Origin of the sequence: Actinosynnema sp. NPDC023794, from assembly GCF_040639675.1 — a bacterium.
Classification (GTDB): domain Bacteria; phylum Actinomycetota; class Actinomycetes; order Mycobacteriales; family Pseudonocardiaceae; genus Actinosynnema; species Actinosynnema luteola.
Genome location: NZ_JBFAFR010000001.1, coordinates 149860 through 165883, shown reverse-complemented (window position 1 = coordinate 165883; position 16024 = coordinate 149860). Strand labels below are relative to the sequence as shown.

The window sequence follows — 16024 nt, the reverse complement described above, 5'->3', positions numbered from 1 at the left end:
GCGGATCAGCTCATCCGGAACACGGGGCCGCGTGGCCGGAACGGGAGGCGCGCGCCCTTCGGCACCAGGAACGCGTGCTCCCGGCGCAGGCGGACGTAGTCGCACTGGCCGTCGGTGATCACCAGGATCGGGCCGTCGTCGGGGAAGTCGGCCGCACGCTCCAGCAGGTCGACGCCGGGCTGGAGGATCGTGCCGCCGCGGCCCCGCACCCGCACCCGGCCCGCGATGTCCTCCACCGCCACGTACCCCGCGTCGTAGGCGACCGCGTCGCAGAACACCACCCGCGCCGCCGGGACGTCCCGCGCCAAGGCGTACGAAGCGATGGCGCCCAGCGCCTTGCCGAGCACCTTGGGGTCCATCGATCCGGACGTGTCCAGCACGACGCCGAACGTCGACCGCCGCTCGAGCTCCTCCGGCCGCACCCAGCCCGGCCGGGGGATGTGCGGCGTGGCGGACTGGCGGCGGGACGCGCGGGCGTACGTGCGGCGGCGTTCGACCGACGGCACGTGCTCCTCGAACCACCGCGCCAGCCGGGCGTCCCAGTCGAGCGGCGGCTGCTCCAGGGCGCGGATCTCCTCCACCAGGCCCGCGGGCAGCAGGCCGCGCTCGGTGGTGTGGTAGCTCAGGCCGGTCAGCAGGGCACGGCGGTAGAACGCGTCGAGGTCGGCGGTGTGTCGGGGTACTCGGGAGGGATCGCCGAGCAGGTCCGAGCCACGACCGCGCAACGTGGCGAGCTTGCGGTAGCGGCGCAGGTCGGTGGTGATCCGGTCGTACACCGACTCCACCGACAGCCCGGCCAGCTCGGGGTCGTGCAGGACGCCGTCCGGCGCGACGCCGACGCCCATCTCCACCAGCCAGCCGTTGACGACGAAGTCCGCGGCGACGTTCCACAGGTACGGGTCGCGCCCGTCCGCGCGGTCGCCGTGGCGCAGCGCGGCGTGCAGCATCTCGTGCGCCAGCACGAACCGCCACTCCGCCGGGGACAGGTGGGCGCGGGGGTTGACGTAGATCTCGCCGACCGACGCGTCGACCGCGGCGATCGAGATGTCCCAGCCCTGCGCCAGGTCCGCGTCCGCGACCACCGTCATGCCCGACGCCAACGCGCCGAGCAGGGGGTACGACGAGACGAACCAGCTCAACGCCAGCTCCCACACCGAACGCGTCGGACGTGGGTCGGTGAGCTGCTTGCGCGCGCCACCGGCGATGTCCACCGCCGCCACGGCCGCGTTCGCCAGGCCGGCGGCGAACCGGTCGGTCCACCGGGTGGGGTTCGGGCCGGGAGGTGTCACGTCGAGACAGCCGAACTCCTCCCACGAGTCCGGCCGCCGGCCGAGCTTCACCGCCGCCTGGAACCGCACCACCTCGTGGCACTCGACCACGTCGAAACCCAGGTGCAGCAGGCAGTGCGCGAACACCCACACCCACTCGTCGCGGTCGGCGATCCGGGTCCGGTGCGCGTGCAGGCGGCCGGTGGTCCCGATCGTGGCCCACGGTCGGTCGCCGTCGCGGACGACGTTCGCCCTGATCGCCATCGGCTCGAACAGCGGGTGCCTCCGGATGAGCTGCCACGCGTCCGCGAACGCCTGCGCGCCCGGGTCGACGCGGGCCCGCTTCACGCGCGTGCGGCGACCAGCCGGGGCAGGTCGCGGGTCACTTCGACGAGGAACCACGCCGGCAGCGCGGAGTTGCCGTGCTCGTCGGCCGCGATCACCATCTGCGCGATCTCCAGCGACAGCTCGGCCAGCTCCACCAGCAGCGCCTTGCCCCGGTGCGCCAGCAGCTTGCCGTTCGTCGGCGCGTGCGCCTTGTCCGCGGGCAGCTCCTTCACCAGCCGGGCCCGGAACGCCTCGGCCAGGAAGAACAGCAGGTCGCGGTCCTCGGGCGCGTGCGGCCAGCGGACGTCGCCGCGCAGCACGGCCTCCAGCCCGTACGCGTGCCGCACGGTCTTCACGTACGCCTTGAACATCGACGCGTGCGACGACGTGAGCGTGCCGAACGCCAACACGCCCAGCACGTCGTCGGTGACGTCGTCGCCGTACGAGTGCAGCGCGTCGGACAGCATGTGCCAGCCGCGCGGCGTGGAGAACGGCTCCTCGACCTTCGGCGGCGCGCTCCACAGGTGGTCGGGCCGCTGGGTCAGGTAGTCCAGCACCCACGGGTGGATGCCCGCGCCGCCGGCCCAGGCGAGCCAGTCCTTCGGCGACGCCGTGAGGTGGACGTGCACCATGCGGTTGACCAGGGCCGAGGCCATGGGCCGGGCGAGGGCGTTGTCGGTGGCCCGGTTGCCCGCGCCGATCACCACCGAGCCCTCGGGCAGCTCATACGCGCCGATGCGGCGGTCGAGGATCAGCGAGTAGAACGCCTTCTGCACCTCGGGGGAGGAGGCGTTCAGCTCGTCGAGGAACAGGCAGTACGGCTCGTCGCGGGCGATCGACTCGGGCGGCGCGAACCGCGACCGGCCGTTCACGAGCTCGGGCACGCCGATCAGGTCCTCGGGCGCGAGCTGGGTGCCGAGCAGCGTGACGCAGTCCAGGCCGAGGGATTCGGCGAACTCGCGCACCAGCGAGGACTTGCCGATGCCCGGCGCGCCCCACAGGAACACCGGGCGCACGACGGCGACGTGCAGCAGCACCTCGGGGAGCTGCACGGGAGTCACGGCCACGGCACTGCGCATGCCGGGAAGAATCCGCGTTCCGGCGGGGAAAGTCGATCTGTTTTCGCGCCGGGAGGTAGGGTCCGCATCCTTGATCGCCGGGGGATCGGAGTCGGGGATGGGCGCGAAGACGGCGCTGGTGGCGTTCGCCGACGGCGACATCCGCGCCGCGTTGCGCGGTGTGACGGGGTCCGACCGGGCCGCTGCCGAGGCGCTGGTGCGTCGAGTGCACCCGAACCGGGGGATCGAGCCGGCCCCCGACGGCACGCTGGACGAGTTCACCCGCCCACCGGTCGGTCTCACGTACGCCGCCGCGCTGCCCGGGGTCGACATCGTCTGCGACCAGAGGTTCACGTTCGCTCGGCCGTCCGAGCTGCCGGAGCACCTGCTCGAGCTCGGCCGGGGTCGGCGGATCGTCGTGCACTCGATGCACTCGGTGGTGGACTGGCTCGCGTTCGCGGTCTGGGAGGACGGTGTGCTGGTGCGGTCGCTCAGCCTGTCACCCGAGTACGGCATCGAGGAGAACGTCGGCGAGCCGTACGACTTCGAGCGGCCGTACTGGGCGGGCGGGCATCCCGTCGAACCTGATCCCGACTGGGAAGACGAGGAGCCGTACCCGTTGCCGTTCCACCCACTCGACCTGGGGGAGGAAGCGTTGCGGGCGTTCTTCGGGTTCATCTTGGAGGGCTACCCCGACCCGGAGGACGTCGACGCGGATCGGGTGCTCTTGCACGGGTTCCGGGTCACCGGCCCCGCGTAGTCCTCTCAGACCGGCACGAGCGGGCGGTGCGGGGCGAGTCGGGCCGGTCAGCCGCGCGAGCCGCCGAGGAGTTCGACCAGGACGCGGGCGCGCTCGGCCCGCCCGCGTCCGACGTACACCCTCACGGCGTGACTCCACCACAAGCGCATGAAGGCGGATCGGCGAAGCTGCCCGTGCGACGTCGCGGCCAGCACGCGCCGTTCGCGACCGAGGTCGTGGTGGTCGAGGGCGAGCTCCAGCACCCGGAGGTAGTGACCCAACGCCACCTCGTCCCGACCTCGCTCGCGCGCGAGCTTGCCCAGCAACAGCAAGGTGTCGACCTCACCGCGCCAGTCCTTGAGACGTCGGTCCAGCTGCAACGCGGCCGTCAAGTGGACGTCGGCGCCGCGCGGGTCCCCGGCCCTCCTGAGCACCGCGCCGAGGCGCCTCCGGGCCAAGGCCTCACCGACCGGGTTGCCGGCGTCACGGCTGACCGCGAGCAGATCGCCGTAGTGGGCACGGGCGCTGTCGTCGTCGTGGCGCTCCCACGCCAGCTCTCCGCTGTTCCTCAGCGCGTAGACCACGTCGAGGCGGTTGCCCACCGACCGCGCGGCGGTGAGCGCGATCGGGAACAGGACGTCGCAGTCGTTCAGGTAACCGTGCAGGAGCAGGAAGTCGGACAGCCCGAACACCAGGCGCATCGCCGACTCCGGCCGGCCGAGCTTGTCGGCGAGCAGGGCCACCCGGACCAAGGTGCTCCGCTCCGACTCCAACCACCGCGCGTACCGGCCCGACGAGTCCATGACGTTGCGCTGTTCGACCACCGCGATGTAGTAGGCGAGCAGGCGCACCTCGGCCGCCGCGCGGTCGGGTTCGTCGACCGCCTGCTCTTCGGCGTACAGGCGTAACAGGTCGTGGTAGCGGAACCACCCCCGTCGTTCACCGGGTTCCAGCATGTGCGCCCGCCGCAGGGAGGTCAGCAGCTTCGCGGCGTCCCTCTCGCTGAGGTCGGCCAGGGCCGCCGCGGCGTGCGTGCTGACCTGTTGGCCGGGGTCCAGCGACACCATGCGGAAGAGCCGCGCCTCGTCCGGGGTGAGCCGCTGGTAGGACAGGTCGAAGGCGGCGCGGACGCCGAGGTTGTCGCCGAACGAGAGCTCGCTCAGCCGGGTGACGTTGTCGCTGAGCGCTTCGGCCAGTTCGGCCACCGGTTGATCGGGGTCACCGGCCAGGATCGCGGCCACGATGGTGAGCGCGAGCGGCAGGTTGCCGCAGAGCCTGATGATCTCCCTGACCGCCTCCGGCCGGCTCGTGGCCCGGGTGTCGTGCGGATTGGCGGCTCGCAGCGCCGTGCGCACGAACGCCTCGGCCTCGCCCTGCTCCAGCACGCCCAGGTCGATCAGCCGCGCGCCCGTGATGTCGGCGAGCGTGTGCCGGCTGGTCACCAGCACGCGGTGGTCGGCCGAGGGCAGCAGCGGCCGGATCTGCAACGTCGAGGACGCGTTGTCGAGGACCACGAGCGTCGGTTCGGAGTGGTTCAGCATCGAGCGGTACAAGATCTCGCGACCGGCCTGGTCAGGGGGGATCTGCTCGTGCGGCACGCCCATCGCGCGCAGGAGCGTCGCCAGCGCCACCTCGGGGTGCACGGCGTGGTGCGGGTCGTAGCCCCGCAGGTCGAGGAAGAACACGCCGCCGGGGAACCACTCCTTGGCGCGGGCGTCGTGAGCCGCCCGGATGACGAGGGTCGTCTTGCCCACGCCCGCCAGGCCCGCGACCACGGAGACCGCCGGGGTGGTCGAGTCCGGCTCCAGGATCGCGGCCAGAGCCCGCAGCTCCACGTCCCGCCCGGTGACCGGGCCGATCGGCGGCAGTCCGGACCGGGCGTGCGACACGCCGGGGGCGAGCACCACGTCCCGCGCCTGGATCAGGGGGCCCGACACCGTGCCGCTCACGTCGTTGTGCGTATCGACCACGAGACTTTCTACACCACGCGGTGACCGGTCAACCGGTCAACCGCCGTACCGGCCGCCGGCGCCCGACGGGGAGGTCGCCGCCGCTCAGACCGGCACGAGCGGGCTGTGGGGGGCGGCCGGCAGTTCGACGCGGATCCCGTCGCCGGGGCGGATCTCGCCGCCCACGAGGACGATCGACATGATGCCCGCCTTGCGGACCACGTTGCCCTGTTCGTCGCGGCCGACGACCTCCTTGAGCAGGCCCTCCTCGAACGCGTCGATCTGCGGGCACGGGTTGCGCAGGCCCGTCACCTCGACCACGGCCTGGGCGCCCAGGTGCAGGCGGGCGCCGGTCGGCAGCGCGAGCAGGTCGACACCGCGCGTGGTCACGTTCTCGCCCAGTTGGCCGGGCTCGACGTGGAAACCCGAGGCGTTCAGCTCGTCGTGCAGCTCGGCGTGCATCAGGTGGACCTGGCGCAGGTTCGGCTGCGTGGGGTCGCGCCGGACGCGTGACCGGTGCTTCACCGTGACGCCCTGGTGCACGTCGCCCTCGACGCCGAGCCCGGCGAGCAGGGTGATCGAGTCCTGGTTGGGCTTGGTGAACGTGTACTCCCCGCTCCGGCTCACGGCCGTGATCGTCCCCATGCGCCCGACCCTACCGAGGTAAGACTTTCGGGCGTCGCGACGATATGAGTAGCGCACACCTTTCTGGGGACGATGGTGAAGATCATGGATGACGAGTTGAACCACCGGGCACGCGCCCTGCTGCGCGCGATCGCCGCGGGCCGCGCCGAGGTGACGCGCAGCAGCGAGCCGGACCTGAAGGTCGACGGGTTGCTGTGCAGCGACCAGTGCGCGGCGCGGGAGCTGGCGCACGCCGGGTTGCTCCGCCCGGCGCAACGTGACGGGTCCGGGCCGTGGGTGCGGGCCGAGCTGACGGCCGCGGGCCGTGCGGTGCTCGCCTGACCCGGGTCGTGGGCGGTCCACGCCCGAATGGGGCGCGCCTGACCGGCGGCCTCGGCCTCCCGACTCTTGACGCTGCGTGCACGGAGCGGTTGACTGCGTGTCCGTAACCGGTTTCGGTACCGGTTCCGGGGTCGCCGTCGACCGGAGTCGAGGAGTGCACTGTGCGAGTCACGATCGCCGAAGTCGCCCAACGCGCCCAGGTGAGCAAGGCGACCGTGTCCCGAGTCCTCAACGGCAAACCGGACGTCGACGCGGCGACGGCGGCACGCGTGCGCCAGGTGATCGCGGACGTCGGGTACGTGCCCAGCGCGCGTGCGGTCGGGTTGGCGCGCGGGCGGGCGAGGACGGTGGGGATGCTGGTCCCGTCGTTGACCTGGCCGTGGACCGGTGAAGTGGTGCAGGGCGCGGTGGACGAGCTGGAGGCCGAGGGGTACGGGCTGCTGCTCTACACCGTGAACCGGGGCGCCGAGTCGTTGGCGCAGTTCGCCAGCCACGTGTCCGCGAAGGCGTTCGACGGGCTGCTGGTGATCGAGCCGCCGGACACGTTGAGCTACATCGAGACCCTGCACGACCAGGGGCTGCCCGTCGTGATGATCGACGACCGGGGCAGCCGTCCCGGGTTCCCCTCGGTGTGCACGACGAACCGGGAGGGCGCGCAGGCGGCGGCGCAGCACCTGGTGGCGGCAGGCCGCACGGGGTTCGCCGTGGTGACCGGGCCGGCGAACTTCGGGTGCGTGCGGGAGCGGTTGGACGGGTTCCTGGACGCGCTCGGGGACGCGGGCGTGCACGTCGACCCGCGGCTGGTGGTGGAGGGCGACTTCGGCACCGACCGCGGCGCGGTGGCGACCGAGAAGCTGATGGCCACCGGGTTGCGCTTCGACGCCGTCTTCGCGCAGAACGACCTGTCCGCGCTCGGCGTGATCAGGGCGCTCGACGCCGCCGGGCGAAAGGTGCCCGACGACGTCGCGGTGGTCGGCTTCGACGACATACCGATCGCCGCGCACGCCGAGCTGACGACGGTGCGCCAGCCGATGAGGGAGATGGGCGAGGCCGCCGCGCGCCTGCTGCTGTCCCGGCTCGAAGGCGCCGCTCCGACGCGGGAACCGGTGGTCCTGCCCACGACCTTCGTCGCCCGCCGCTCGGGCTGATCGCTCGGGTCGGCGGCCCGCGCCGGTCGGCGGTTTCGTCGTCGAGGACACGTTTCGGCTTAACGGCAGGGCTTCCCGGGTACCACCCACGTGATCGTCGGGGGACGGAACGACGTTGGGAGCCGAAATGCCTTGGGTCCAGAGACATCGACGACGCCTGCCGCACAGCTGGTTCCGCACCACCTCGGTGCAGAGCCACTACCGCCGGTCGCCGGCCACCATCCCGATCGTCATCGCCGTCATCCTGGCGATCGTGCTTCTGATCGTCGTCTTCTGACCACCGCCACGGCGTTTACCTCCTGTTGATGTCCTCCGGTGTTCACTGGCCCGGCGGGCAGGGAGGCGTCGGTGAGGGTGCTGGTGGTCGAGGACGACCGGCTGTTGGCCGAGACCGTGGCACGCGGGTTGCGGCAGGCGGCGTTGGCGGTGGACGTCGTGCTGGACGGCGACGCCGCGTTGGAGCGGGTCGCGATGACCCGTTACGACGTGGTGGTGCTGGACCGGGACCTGCCGGAGGTGCACGGCGACGAGGTGTGCCGCGCCGTCGTCGAACGGTGGCAGGGAGCGGTGCGCGTGCTGATGATGACCGGCGCGGTGGACGTGCGGTCGCGCGTGGCGGGGCTGAACCTGGGCGCGGACGACTACCTGCCGAAGCCGTTCGCGTTCGAGGAACTCGTGGCCAGGGTGCTGGCGCTGCTGCGCCGGTCGGGCCCCGCCGGCCCACCGGTGCTGCGCCGGGCGGGCGTGGTGCTCGACCCGGCCAGGTTCGAGGTGAGCCGGGACGGTGTGCCGATCCGGTTGTCGCCCAAGGAGTTCGCCGTGCTGCGGGTGCTGCTGGCCGCCGACGGCGCGGTCGTCAGCGCCGAAGAGCTGCTGGAACGGGCCTGGGACGAGCTGACGGACCCGTTCACCAACAGCATGCGCACCACGGTCGCCTCGCTGCGCCGCAAGCTGGGCCCGCCGCCGTTGGTCGAGACGCTGGTGGGCGTCGGCTACCGGATTCCCTGATGCGCCCGCCGAAGCTGCCCGCCCGCGTGCGGCTCACCGCGTTCTACGGCGCGCTGTTCCTGGTGTCCGGGGTGGTGCTGGTCGGCCTGATCCTGGCTCTGGTGTTCGCGCCGACGACACCGAAGCTGACCACCGCCGAACTCCCGAAGTGGAAGACGGCGGACGTCGAGCAGACGTGGTCGGACCCCAAGCAGCACGCGCGCGACGAGCTGCGGACCCGGCTGCTCACCGCCTCCGGCCTCGCGATCGGGACGATGACGGTCATCGCGCTCGGCTTCGGGTGGGTGATGGCGGGCCGGGTGCTGCGGCCGATCCGCGCGGTGTCCTCCGCCGCGCGCCGGCTGTCCGAGCGGGACCTGCACGAGCGCATCCCGGTCGCCGGTCCGGACGACGAGCTCAAGGAGCTGTCGGAGACGTTCAACGAGATGCTCGCCCGGCTGGAACGGGCGTTCGCGGCCCAACGGCTGTTCACCGCCAACGCCTCGCACGAGCTGCGCGGCCCGATGACCACTCAGCGCGCCCTGGTCGAGGTGGTGCTCGCGACGCCGCGGGCCGGCCAGGACGCGATCGAACTGGCGAGGAGCCTGCGCGAGGTGTTCCTCCGGCAGGAACGGCTGGTCAACGGCCTGTTCGAGCTGGCGTCGAGCCAGCACGGGCCGGCCGGGCGCGAGCCGCTGGCGCTCGACGCGGTCGTCGGCGAGGTCGTCGGGCGGTGGCGTGCCGCCGCCTCCGAGGCCGGTGTCGACCTGACCGCCGAGTCGACGCCGACCACCGTCGTCGGCGATCCCGTGCTGATCGAGATCATGGTGGACAACCTCGTGCGCAACGCCGTCGCGCACAACCACCGGGGCGGCCGGGTCCGGGTGCGGACCGGTGACGGAGCCGTCCGGATCGTGAACACCGGGCCGGAGCTGTCGGCCGAACGGCTGGCCGAGCTGGCGGAGCCGTTCCGCCGAGGCGGCCGCGACCGCACCGGTTCGGGTGCGGGCGCGGGGCTGGGACTGGCCATCGTGGACACGATCATGGCCGCGCACGGCGGTTCCCTGCGCCTCCAGCCGCGCGAGGGTGGCGGAATCGTTGCCATGGCGGCATTTCCGTTGAAGTCCTGTTGATGTCGGTGTCGCTAGCGTCGTCCTCATGGACAACAACAAGATCCGACGCGTCGCGGTCGCGGTGGCCGCGCTCCTCACCGCGGGGTCGGCTTTCGCCTCTCCGGCGAGCGCTGTCGTGGCGGAGGGCAAGGTCGCGGTGGCCAAACCACCGGTCAAGGGTGCGGAGGTCGTGCAGGACGGTGTCGTCACCGCGCCCGTGGTCACCGACACCGGCAAGGACGGTGAGGTCGTGACGGTGTTCAAGGTGACCGACGACGTCCGCACCTCGCCGTGGGTCGCGACCGCGGAGGCGGTCGTCATCAAGGGCGGCGTGCCGGTCCCGGCGACCGCGATCGCGCAGGGCGACCGCGTCACCGCGTCCGGGGTCGTGGTGAAGGGCGAGATCGGGTCGGCGCTGAAGGTCGTGGTGCACGACGCGGCGTGACCCGGGCCTGGTCGGGCACTACGACCGGGTGCCCGACCAGGCCGCCCACAGCTCGGCGTAACGGCCGCCGGCGGCCAGCAGCTCCTCGTGCGCGCCGCTCTCCACGACCCGGCCCGCTTCCATCACGACCACGCGGTCCGCCGTCACGGCCTGGGTGAGGCGGTGCGCCACCAGCAGTCCGGTCCTCCCGTCCAACGCCCGTGCCGCCGCCTCCTCCAGCTCACGCGCGCCCGCGCTGCCCGCGTCCGCGGTCGCCTCGTCCAGGATCGCCACCGGTGGGTCGGCCAGCACGAGCCGTGCCAGGGCCAGCTGCTGCGCCTGCGCCACGGTCAACCGGTGCCCGCCCTCGCCGACCACGGTCTCCAGGCCCGACGGCAGCGCGGAGGCCCAGCCGAGCGCCCCGACCCGCGCCAACGCCGCCGCGATCTCGTCGTCGGTGGCCCCCGGGCGGGCCAGCCGCAGGTCGTCGGCCAGCGGACCGGCGAAGACGTGCACCTCCTGCGTGATCAGCGCGACCGACCGCACCGCCGACGCCAGCTCCACGCCGCCGATGCTGATGCACCCGGTCGTCGGCTCGTGCACGCCCGCGATCAGCTTCGCCAACGTGGTCTTGCCCGCGCCGGAGGCGCCGACCAGCGCCACCCGCTCACCGGCGGCGAACTCCAGGTCGATGTCCCGCAGCACCGGGTGACCGTCCACATAGGAGTAGGAGACGCCGGCCAGCTTGATCGTGGTGTCCGCCGGCCGCACCCGGCCCTCCAGCACGGGCATCGGCTCGTCGGACACGCCCACCAGCCGGGACAGCGACGCGGTGGCGGCCTGCGCGTCGTCGGCCAGCGCCAGGGCGGCGTTGATCGGGTTGAACAGGCTGTGGAAGTACAGCGCCGCGGCGGTCGCCGTGCCCACCGACGCCGAACCGGCGCCGACCAGCCAGAACCCGGTCACCAGCACGCCGGCCAGCCCGATGAACTCGGCCGCGTTCAGCCGACCGTAGAACCGGGTCAGCAGCCGGATGCCGCGCAACGCCAGGTCCACCGCCTCCTGCGACCGCGACCGGACCTGCGCGACGTGCGCCGAGGCCAACCCGAACGCCCGCACGGTCGCCGCGCCGCCGATGGAGTCCAGCAACTGCTGCTGCTGCACGCCGACGGCCACGCGCTGCGCCGCGTACAGCTTCACCGCACGCCCGCCGTACCAGCGCACGGTGTGCACGTGGATCGGCATCGCCAGCAGCACGGGGATCAGGAACCGCCAGTCCAGCACCGCGATGCCGACCACGGTCAACCCGATGGTCAGCGCGGAGCGCGCCATCACCGGCAGCGCGTTGCGCACCGCGTCGGCGATCACCTGCACGTCCCGCGTCACCCGCGAGGTCAGGTCGCCCGAGCCCGCCTTCTCCACCCGCTCCAACGGCAGGTGCAGCGCGCGTTCCACGAACTTCTCGCGCAGGTCGGCGAGCATCCCCTCGCCCAGCCGCGCGACCAACGACGTGCCGAACGCCGTCGACACGCCCTGGACGACCGCGACCAGCACCAACACCACCACGGGCCAGGCGATGGCGGACGACCCCGCGCCCACCAGGTCCACGATCCGGCCCAGCACCGGCGCGGTCAGCAACCCGACCGCCGTGCCCGCCAGCAGCACCAGCAGCGCCGCCCACGCCAACGCGCGGCGCGGCCGGACCAGCTCACCGACCGCCGCCCACGTCCGGGCGGCGGAGGCGGTCGCCAACAACTCGCGCATCAGCTCAACACCACCAGTCGGTAGTCCTCGTCCGCCACCAGGTCCGCGTGCGCGCCGGACGAGACGACGGCGCCGTCGGCCATGAACACGACGCGGTCGGCCGCGGCCAGCAGCGCCGGGCTCGTGGCCACCACGATCGTCGTCGACCCGGCCCGCACCCGCTTGATCCCGGCGGCCAGCGACACCTCCGTCACCGCGTCCACCGCGGTCGTCGGGTCGTGCACCACCAGCACCGGGGGAGCGGCGGCCAGGGCACGCGCCAGCGCCACCCGCTGCCGCTGCCCGCCCGACAGCGACCGGCCGCGCGCCGAGATCACCGTGTCCAACCCGTCGGGCAACGCCCGCGCCACGTCGTCCACCCGTGCCGCGTCCAAGGCCTCGTGAAGCCTGACCCCACCGGCCGCGACGTTGTCCCGCACCGACCCCTCGAACAGGTCGGCGTCGTGCGCCGCGACCAGCACCGCCGCCCGCAGCGCCGAACTTTCCACAGTGGACAGCGGCACGCCGTCCAACGCCACCGTGCCGCCCGACGGGTCCACCTCCCGCGCCAGCACGGCCAGCAACGACACCGCGTCCGCCGGATCACGGGCCACCACACCGAGCAGCTCGCCGGGCGACGCGGTCAACGACACACCGCGCAACGACCCGGACACCACGTCGGTCAGCTCCACCCGCCCGGCCACCGGGGTCGGCAGGGGCGATGAACCCGGCGGCACGTCCAGGGGAGCGGCCAGCACCTCGGCGACCCTCGCGGCCGACGCCCGGCCCTGCGCCAGCAGCCCGTTGACCCACGAGAAGATCGACAGCGGCCACAACAGGAACTGCGCCAACCCGACCGCGGCCACCAACTGGCCGACGGTGATCGTCCCCGACGCGGCCAGGTGCCCGCCGACCAGCGCCACGATCGCCAGGAACACGCCGGTCACCGCCAGCATCGACCCGTCCAGCCACGCCCGGGACCCGGCCGCGCGGATGGCGGCCTCCATGGACGACCGGCTGGTCACCCGGTACCGCCGCGCCGCCGTGGCCTCCGCGCCGATGCCCTTCAACGCCCGCAGCCCGGCGACCAGGTCGGCCGCGACCCCGGACGCCAGCGCGGCCCGGTCCTGCTCGGCGTCGCTGCGCCGTTCGAGTGGTTTGCCGAGCACGTGCGCCAGGCCGAGCAGGACCGGCGCGGCCACCAGCACCAGCAGCCCGAGCACCCACGACACCCGCAGCAGCGCCACCGCGCCCACCAGCACGCCGATCACCGCGGAGAAGGCGATGGGCAACGCCAGGTTCACCTGCCCGACGCGCTGCGCGTCGCTGGTCGCGATGTTCGCCAGCTCCCCGGACAGCCTGCCGTGCGCCGCGCCGCCGTCGGCCGACAGCACCCGCGCGGCCAACGTCGACCGCACCTCGTGCGCGGCCTGGTGCGAGGCCTTCTCCCCGCTGCGCAAGGAGAAGCGGAAGCTCAACGACAGCGCCACGAACACCGCGGCCAGCACGCCGATCCAGAGCGCCAGCCGCCCGCTCGCGCCGGTGCGCACCGCCTCGTCGATCACCACGCCGATGAGGAGGGGCACGGCGGCCTCGCCGGTCTGGTGCGCCGCCCCGAGCGCCGACGCGACGGTCACCGACCTCCACTGCCCGGTCACCGCGCCCTTGAGGACGTCGGTCCTGAGGTCGGTTTTCACCCCTGTGCCCGCCTTCCGCTGAGTGCTAGGTGAGGCTACCCTAATCAGAAGAGAGGCCTGGATCACTCCCGCGGAGGATCAACTTAGGTTAGGGTAACCAAAGTTCGATCACGCCCTGTTCTCGCACCGATGGGACAGCCATGCCACAGCCACCAGTCTTCGACGTCCTCGGCGTCGGCTTCGGGCCGTCCAACCTGGCCCTCGCGATCGCCGTCACCGAGTACAACGCCAACGCGCGTGCCGAAGACGTGGTGACCGCCCACTTCCTGGAACGCCAGCCGCGGTTCGGCTGGCACCGCGGGATGCTGATCGACGACGCGACCATGCAGGTCTCGTTCCTCAAGGACCTGGTGACGCTGCGGAACCCGAACAGCACCTTCACCTTCCTGAGCTACCTGCACAGCAAGGGCAGGCTGGTCGACTTCATCAACCACAAGAACCTGTTCCCGCTGCGGGTCGAGTTCCACGACTACTTCGAGTGGGCCGCCGGCCGCGTCGACGACCTGGTGTCCTACGACCACGACGTGGTGGACGTGCGGCCGGTGACCGAGGACGGCGTGATCACGCACTTCGACGTCGTCTCGCGCACCTCGGCGGGCGAGGTGGAGGTGCGCCGCGCCCGCAACCTGGTGCTGGCCACCGGCCTGCGCCCGGCGCTGCCCGAGGGCGTCCGGCCGTCCGAGCGGGTCTGGCACAACCGGGACTTCCTGCACCGCGTCGAGTCGCTGGCCGACCCGCGCCGGCTCGTCGTGGTCGGCGCCGGGCAGAGCGGCGCCGAGGTCACCGCGTTCCTGCACGAGCGGTTCCCGACCGCCGAGGTCTGCGCGGTGTTCGCCCGCTACGGCTACAGCCCGGCCGACGACAGCTCGTTCGCGAACCGGATCTTCGACCCCGCCGCCGTCGACGACTACTTCGCCGCGCCCGAGCAGGTCAAGCGCAAGCTGATGGACTACCACGGCAACACCAACTACGCGGTGGTCGACAACGAGCTGATCGCCGAGCTGTACCGGCGGGTGTACCGGGAGAAGGTCCTGGGCGAGCAGCGGCTGCGGCTGCTCAACCTCTCCCGGGTGGCCGAGTTGGACGACCGCGGGGACGGTGTGGTCGTGACCGTCGAGTCGCTGAGCACCGGCGCGCGCGACGTGCTCGACGCCGACGCGATCGTCTACGCCACCGGCTACCGCGAGGCCGACCCGACCGGTCTGCTGGGCGAGCTGGCCGGGCGCTGCGCCCGTGACGCGCACGGCAGGCTCAGCGTCGGCCGCGACTACCGCCTGGACACCGACGACGACCTGCTGGCCGGCCTCTACCTCCAGGGCGGCACCGAGCACACGCACGGCATCTCGTCGTCCTTGCTGTCCAACACGTCCGTGCGGGTGGGGGAGATCCTCCAGTCCGTGCTCGGCCGCCGCACGCCGGCAGTGCCCTCGCCGCCCGAATACGCGATCAGCGTCTCACGGGTGAGCTGAAACGCCTCGCAGTTTGTTAGGTTACGCAAACCTAACCTGGTACAGCGGCGCGCCGCCGCGCCTCCGAAAGGGAAACCCTGTGATGTCCACGAAGTTCAAGCTGGTCGCGGCCGTCTCGGCCGCAGCGCTGGCGCTGGCCGCCTGCGGGGGCGGCGGCGACGCCGGCTCCGGCGGGACGAGCCAGAGCAACGCCGCCTCCACCGGCGCGTTCCCGGTCTCGGTCGAGCACAAGTACGGCACCACCGAGATCAAGGCCGAGCCGAAGAAGGTCGTCACGCTCGGCCTGTCCGACCAGGAGCCCGTGCTGGCCCTGGGCGTCAAGCCGGTCGGCGTCGTGGACTGGTTCAAGGAGCGGCCGTTCGGCAACTGGCCGTGGACCAAGGACCTGTGGGGCTCCACCCAGCCGGAGATCGTCGGTGAGCGCGACGAGTACAACCTGGAGAAGGTCGCCGCGCTCAAGCCCGACCTGATCCTCGCGGTCTACTCCGGCATGAAGCAGGAGCAGTACGACACGCTGTCCAAGATCGCGCCCGTGGTCGCGCAGCCCAAGGCGTTCCCGGACTACGCCGCGCCGTGGCAGGACCAGACCCTGCACATCGGCAAGGCGCTGGGCAAGGCGGAGGAAGCGCAGGCGCTGATCGACGGCGTGGCGAAGCGGTTCGCCGACGCGAAGGCCGCGCACCCGGAGTGGGCGGGCAAGACGATGGTGGTGGCCGACAGCTTCAAGCCCGGCCAGTACTCCGCGTTCGCGCCGACCGACCCGAAGGCCATCTTCATGAAGGAGTTGGGCTTCACCCTCGTCGACGAGATCGGCAAGCTCGCCGGTCAGATGAACGTGGCCGAGTTCAGCGAGGAGCGGTTCGACCTGCTCGACGCCGACCGCCTGGTGTGGATCATGTTCGACCAGAGCGCGTGGGACCGGATCAAGTCCGTGCCCGCGTACCAGCGGCTCGGGGTCGTCAGCGAGAAGCGCGACCTGTTCCTCACCTACATGGACCCGCCGATCGGCGCGGCCATGTCGTTCAACACGGTGCTGAGCGTGCCCTACGGCATCGAGCAGGTCGTGCCGCTGCTCGAAGCGGTCAAGAACTAGTCGGCGGTCCACCGCGGGTGGGGGTGCCGACGGCACCTCCACCC

General features: G+C 72.3%; 15 protein-coding genes. 9 read left to right on the top strand and 6 right to left on the bottom strand.

The window, feature by feature from the left end; all coding sequences use genetic code 11:
- Positions 1–5 precede the first annotated feature (5 nt).
- Together AB0H12_RS00750 and AB0H12_RS00745 are read right to left on the bottom strand one after the other, a co-directional pair.
- On the bottom strand, positions 6–1616 hold the full coding sequence (locus AB0H12_RS00750; RefSeq protein ID WP_499619792.1) for a vWA domain-containing protein: 1611 nt from the start codon (positions 1614–1616) through the stop codon (positions 6–8).
- Positions 1613–2674 (bottom strand): AAA family ATPase, encoded by a 1062-nt coding sequence (locus AB0H12_RS00745; RefSeq protein WP_499619790.1) that lies wholly within the window; start codon positions 2672–2674, stop codon positions 1613–1615. The genes AB0H12_RS00750 and AB0H12_RS00745 overlap by 4 nt, the downstream gene beginning before the upstream one ends.
- Positions 2675–2771: 97 nt before the next feature.
- Here AB0H12_RS00745 and AB0H12_RS00740 point away from each other — a divergent pair, with 97 nt between their 5' ends.
- On the top strand, positions 2772–3413 hold the full coding sequence (locus AB0H12_RS00740; protein WP_499619789.1) for a DUF6928 family protein: 642 nt from the start codon (positions 2772–2774) through the stop codon (positions 3411–3413).
- Between the two features lie 47 nt (positions 3414–3460).
- On the opposite strand, the gene AB0H12_RS00735 is transcribed toward AB0H12_RS00740, so the two are convergent.
- Positions 3461–5341, bottom strand: coding sequence for an ATP-binding protein (locus tag AB0H12_RS00735; RefSeq protein ID WP_499619787.1), 1881 nt, complete (start codon positions 5339–5341; stop codon positions 3461–3463).
- A 105-nt stretch (positions 5342–5446) separates the two neighbouring features.
- On the bottom strand, positions 5447–5986 hold the full coding sequence (locus AB0H12_RS00730) for an MOSC domain-containing protein (RefSeq protein ID WP_499619785.1): 540 nt from the start codon (positions 5984–5986) through the stop codon (positions 5447–5449).
- An 84-nt stretch (positions 5987–6070) separates the two neighbouring features.
- Between AB0H12_RS00730 and AB0H12_RS00725 the strand changes: the two genes are divergently transcribed.
- The 6 genes from AB0H12_RS00725 to AB0H12_RS00700 all read left to right on the top strand — a co-directional run bounded on the left by AB0H12_RS00725 (position 6071) and on the right by AB0H12_RS00700 (position 9999).
- Positions 6071–6307 carry a hypothetical protein gene (locus AB0H12_RS00725; protein ID WP_499619784.1) on the top strand — a complete coding sequence of 79 codons (237 nt, stop codon included), beginning with the start codon at positions 6071–6073 and terminating at the stop codon, positions 6305–6307.
- A gap of 161 nt (positions 6308–6468) precedes the next feature.
- Entirely contained in the window at positions 6469–7455 is a 987-nt protein-coding gene (locus tag AB0H12_RS00720; RefSeq protein ID WP_499619783.1) for a LacI family DNA-binding transcriptional regulator, read from the top strand.
- Positions 7456–7582: 127 nt separating this feature from the next.
- On the top strand, positions 7583–7732 hold the full coding sequence (locus tag AB0H12_RS00715) for a hypothetical protein (protein ID WP_499619781.1): 150 nt from the start codon (positions 7583–7585) through the stop codon (positions 7730–7732).
- A 71-nt stretch (positions 7733–7803) separates the two neighbouring features.
- Positions 7804–8463 carry a response regulator transcription factor gene (locus AB0H12_RS00710; protein ID WP_499619780.1) on the top strand — a complete coding sequence of 220 codons (660 nt, stop codon included), beginning with the start codon at positions 7804–7806 and terminating at the stop codon, positions 8461–8463.
- On the top strand, positions 8463–9575 hold the full coding sequence (locus tag AB0H12_RS00705; RefSeq protein ID WP_499619778.1) for an ATP-binding protein: 1113 nt from the start codon (positions 8463–8465) through the stop codon (positions 9573–9575). The genes AB0H12_RS00710 and AB0H12_RS00705 overlap by 1 nt, the downstream gene beginning before the upstream one ends.
- 25 nt (positions 9576–9600) lie before the next feature.
- Positions 9601–9999, top strand: coding sequence for a hypothetical protein (locus AB0H12_RS00700; RefSeq protein ID WP_499619777.1), 399 nt, complete (start codon positions 9601–9603; stop codon positions 9997–9999).
- A gap of 18 nt (positions 10000–10017) precedes the next feature.
- Here AB0H12_RS00700 and AB0H12_RS00695 read toward each other — a convergent pair whose 3' ends face one another.
- Together AB0H12_RS00695 and AB0H12_RS00690 are read right to left on the bottom strand one after the other, a co-directional pair.
- Positions 10018–11745 (bottom strand): ABC transporter ATP-binding protein, encoded by a 1728-nt coding sequence (locus AB0H12_RS00695; protein WP_499620768.1) that lies wholly within the window; start codon positions 11743–11745, stop codon positions 10018–10020.
- The gene (locus AB0H12_RS00690; RefSeq protein WP_499619776.1) at positions 11742–13418 is read right to left on the bottom strand and encodes an ABC transporter ATP-binding protein; all 1677 of its coding nucleotides are present in this window, start codon (positions 13416–13418) and stop codon (positions 11742–11744) included. Before AB0H12_RS00690 ends, AB0H12_RS00695 begins: the two co-directional genes overlap by 4 nt.
- A 140-nt stretch (positions 13419–13558) precedes the next feature.
- On the opposite strand from AB0H12_RS00690, the gene AB0H12_RS00685 reads away from it, so the two are divergent.
- On the top strand, positions 13559–14887 hold the full coding sequence (locus tag AB0H12_RS00685; RefSeq protein ID WP_499619774.1) for a lysine N(6)-hydroxylase/L-ornithine N(5)-oxygenase family protein: 1329 nt from the start codon (positions 13559–13561) through the stop codon (positions 14885–14887).
- Positions 14888–14969: 82 nt separating this feature from the next.
- A complete protein-coding gene (locus tag AB0H12_RS00680; RefSeq protein WP_499619773.1) occupies positions 14970–15980 on the top strand; it encodes an iron-siderophore ABC transporter substrate-binding protein in 1011 nt (336 codons plus the stop codon).
- Positions 15981–16024: the final 44 nt, after the last annotated feature.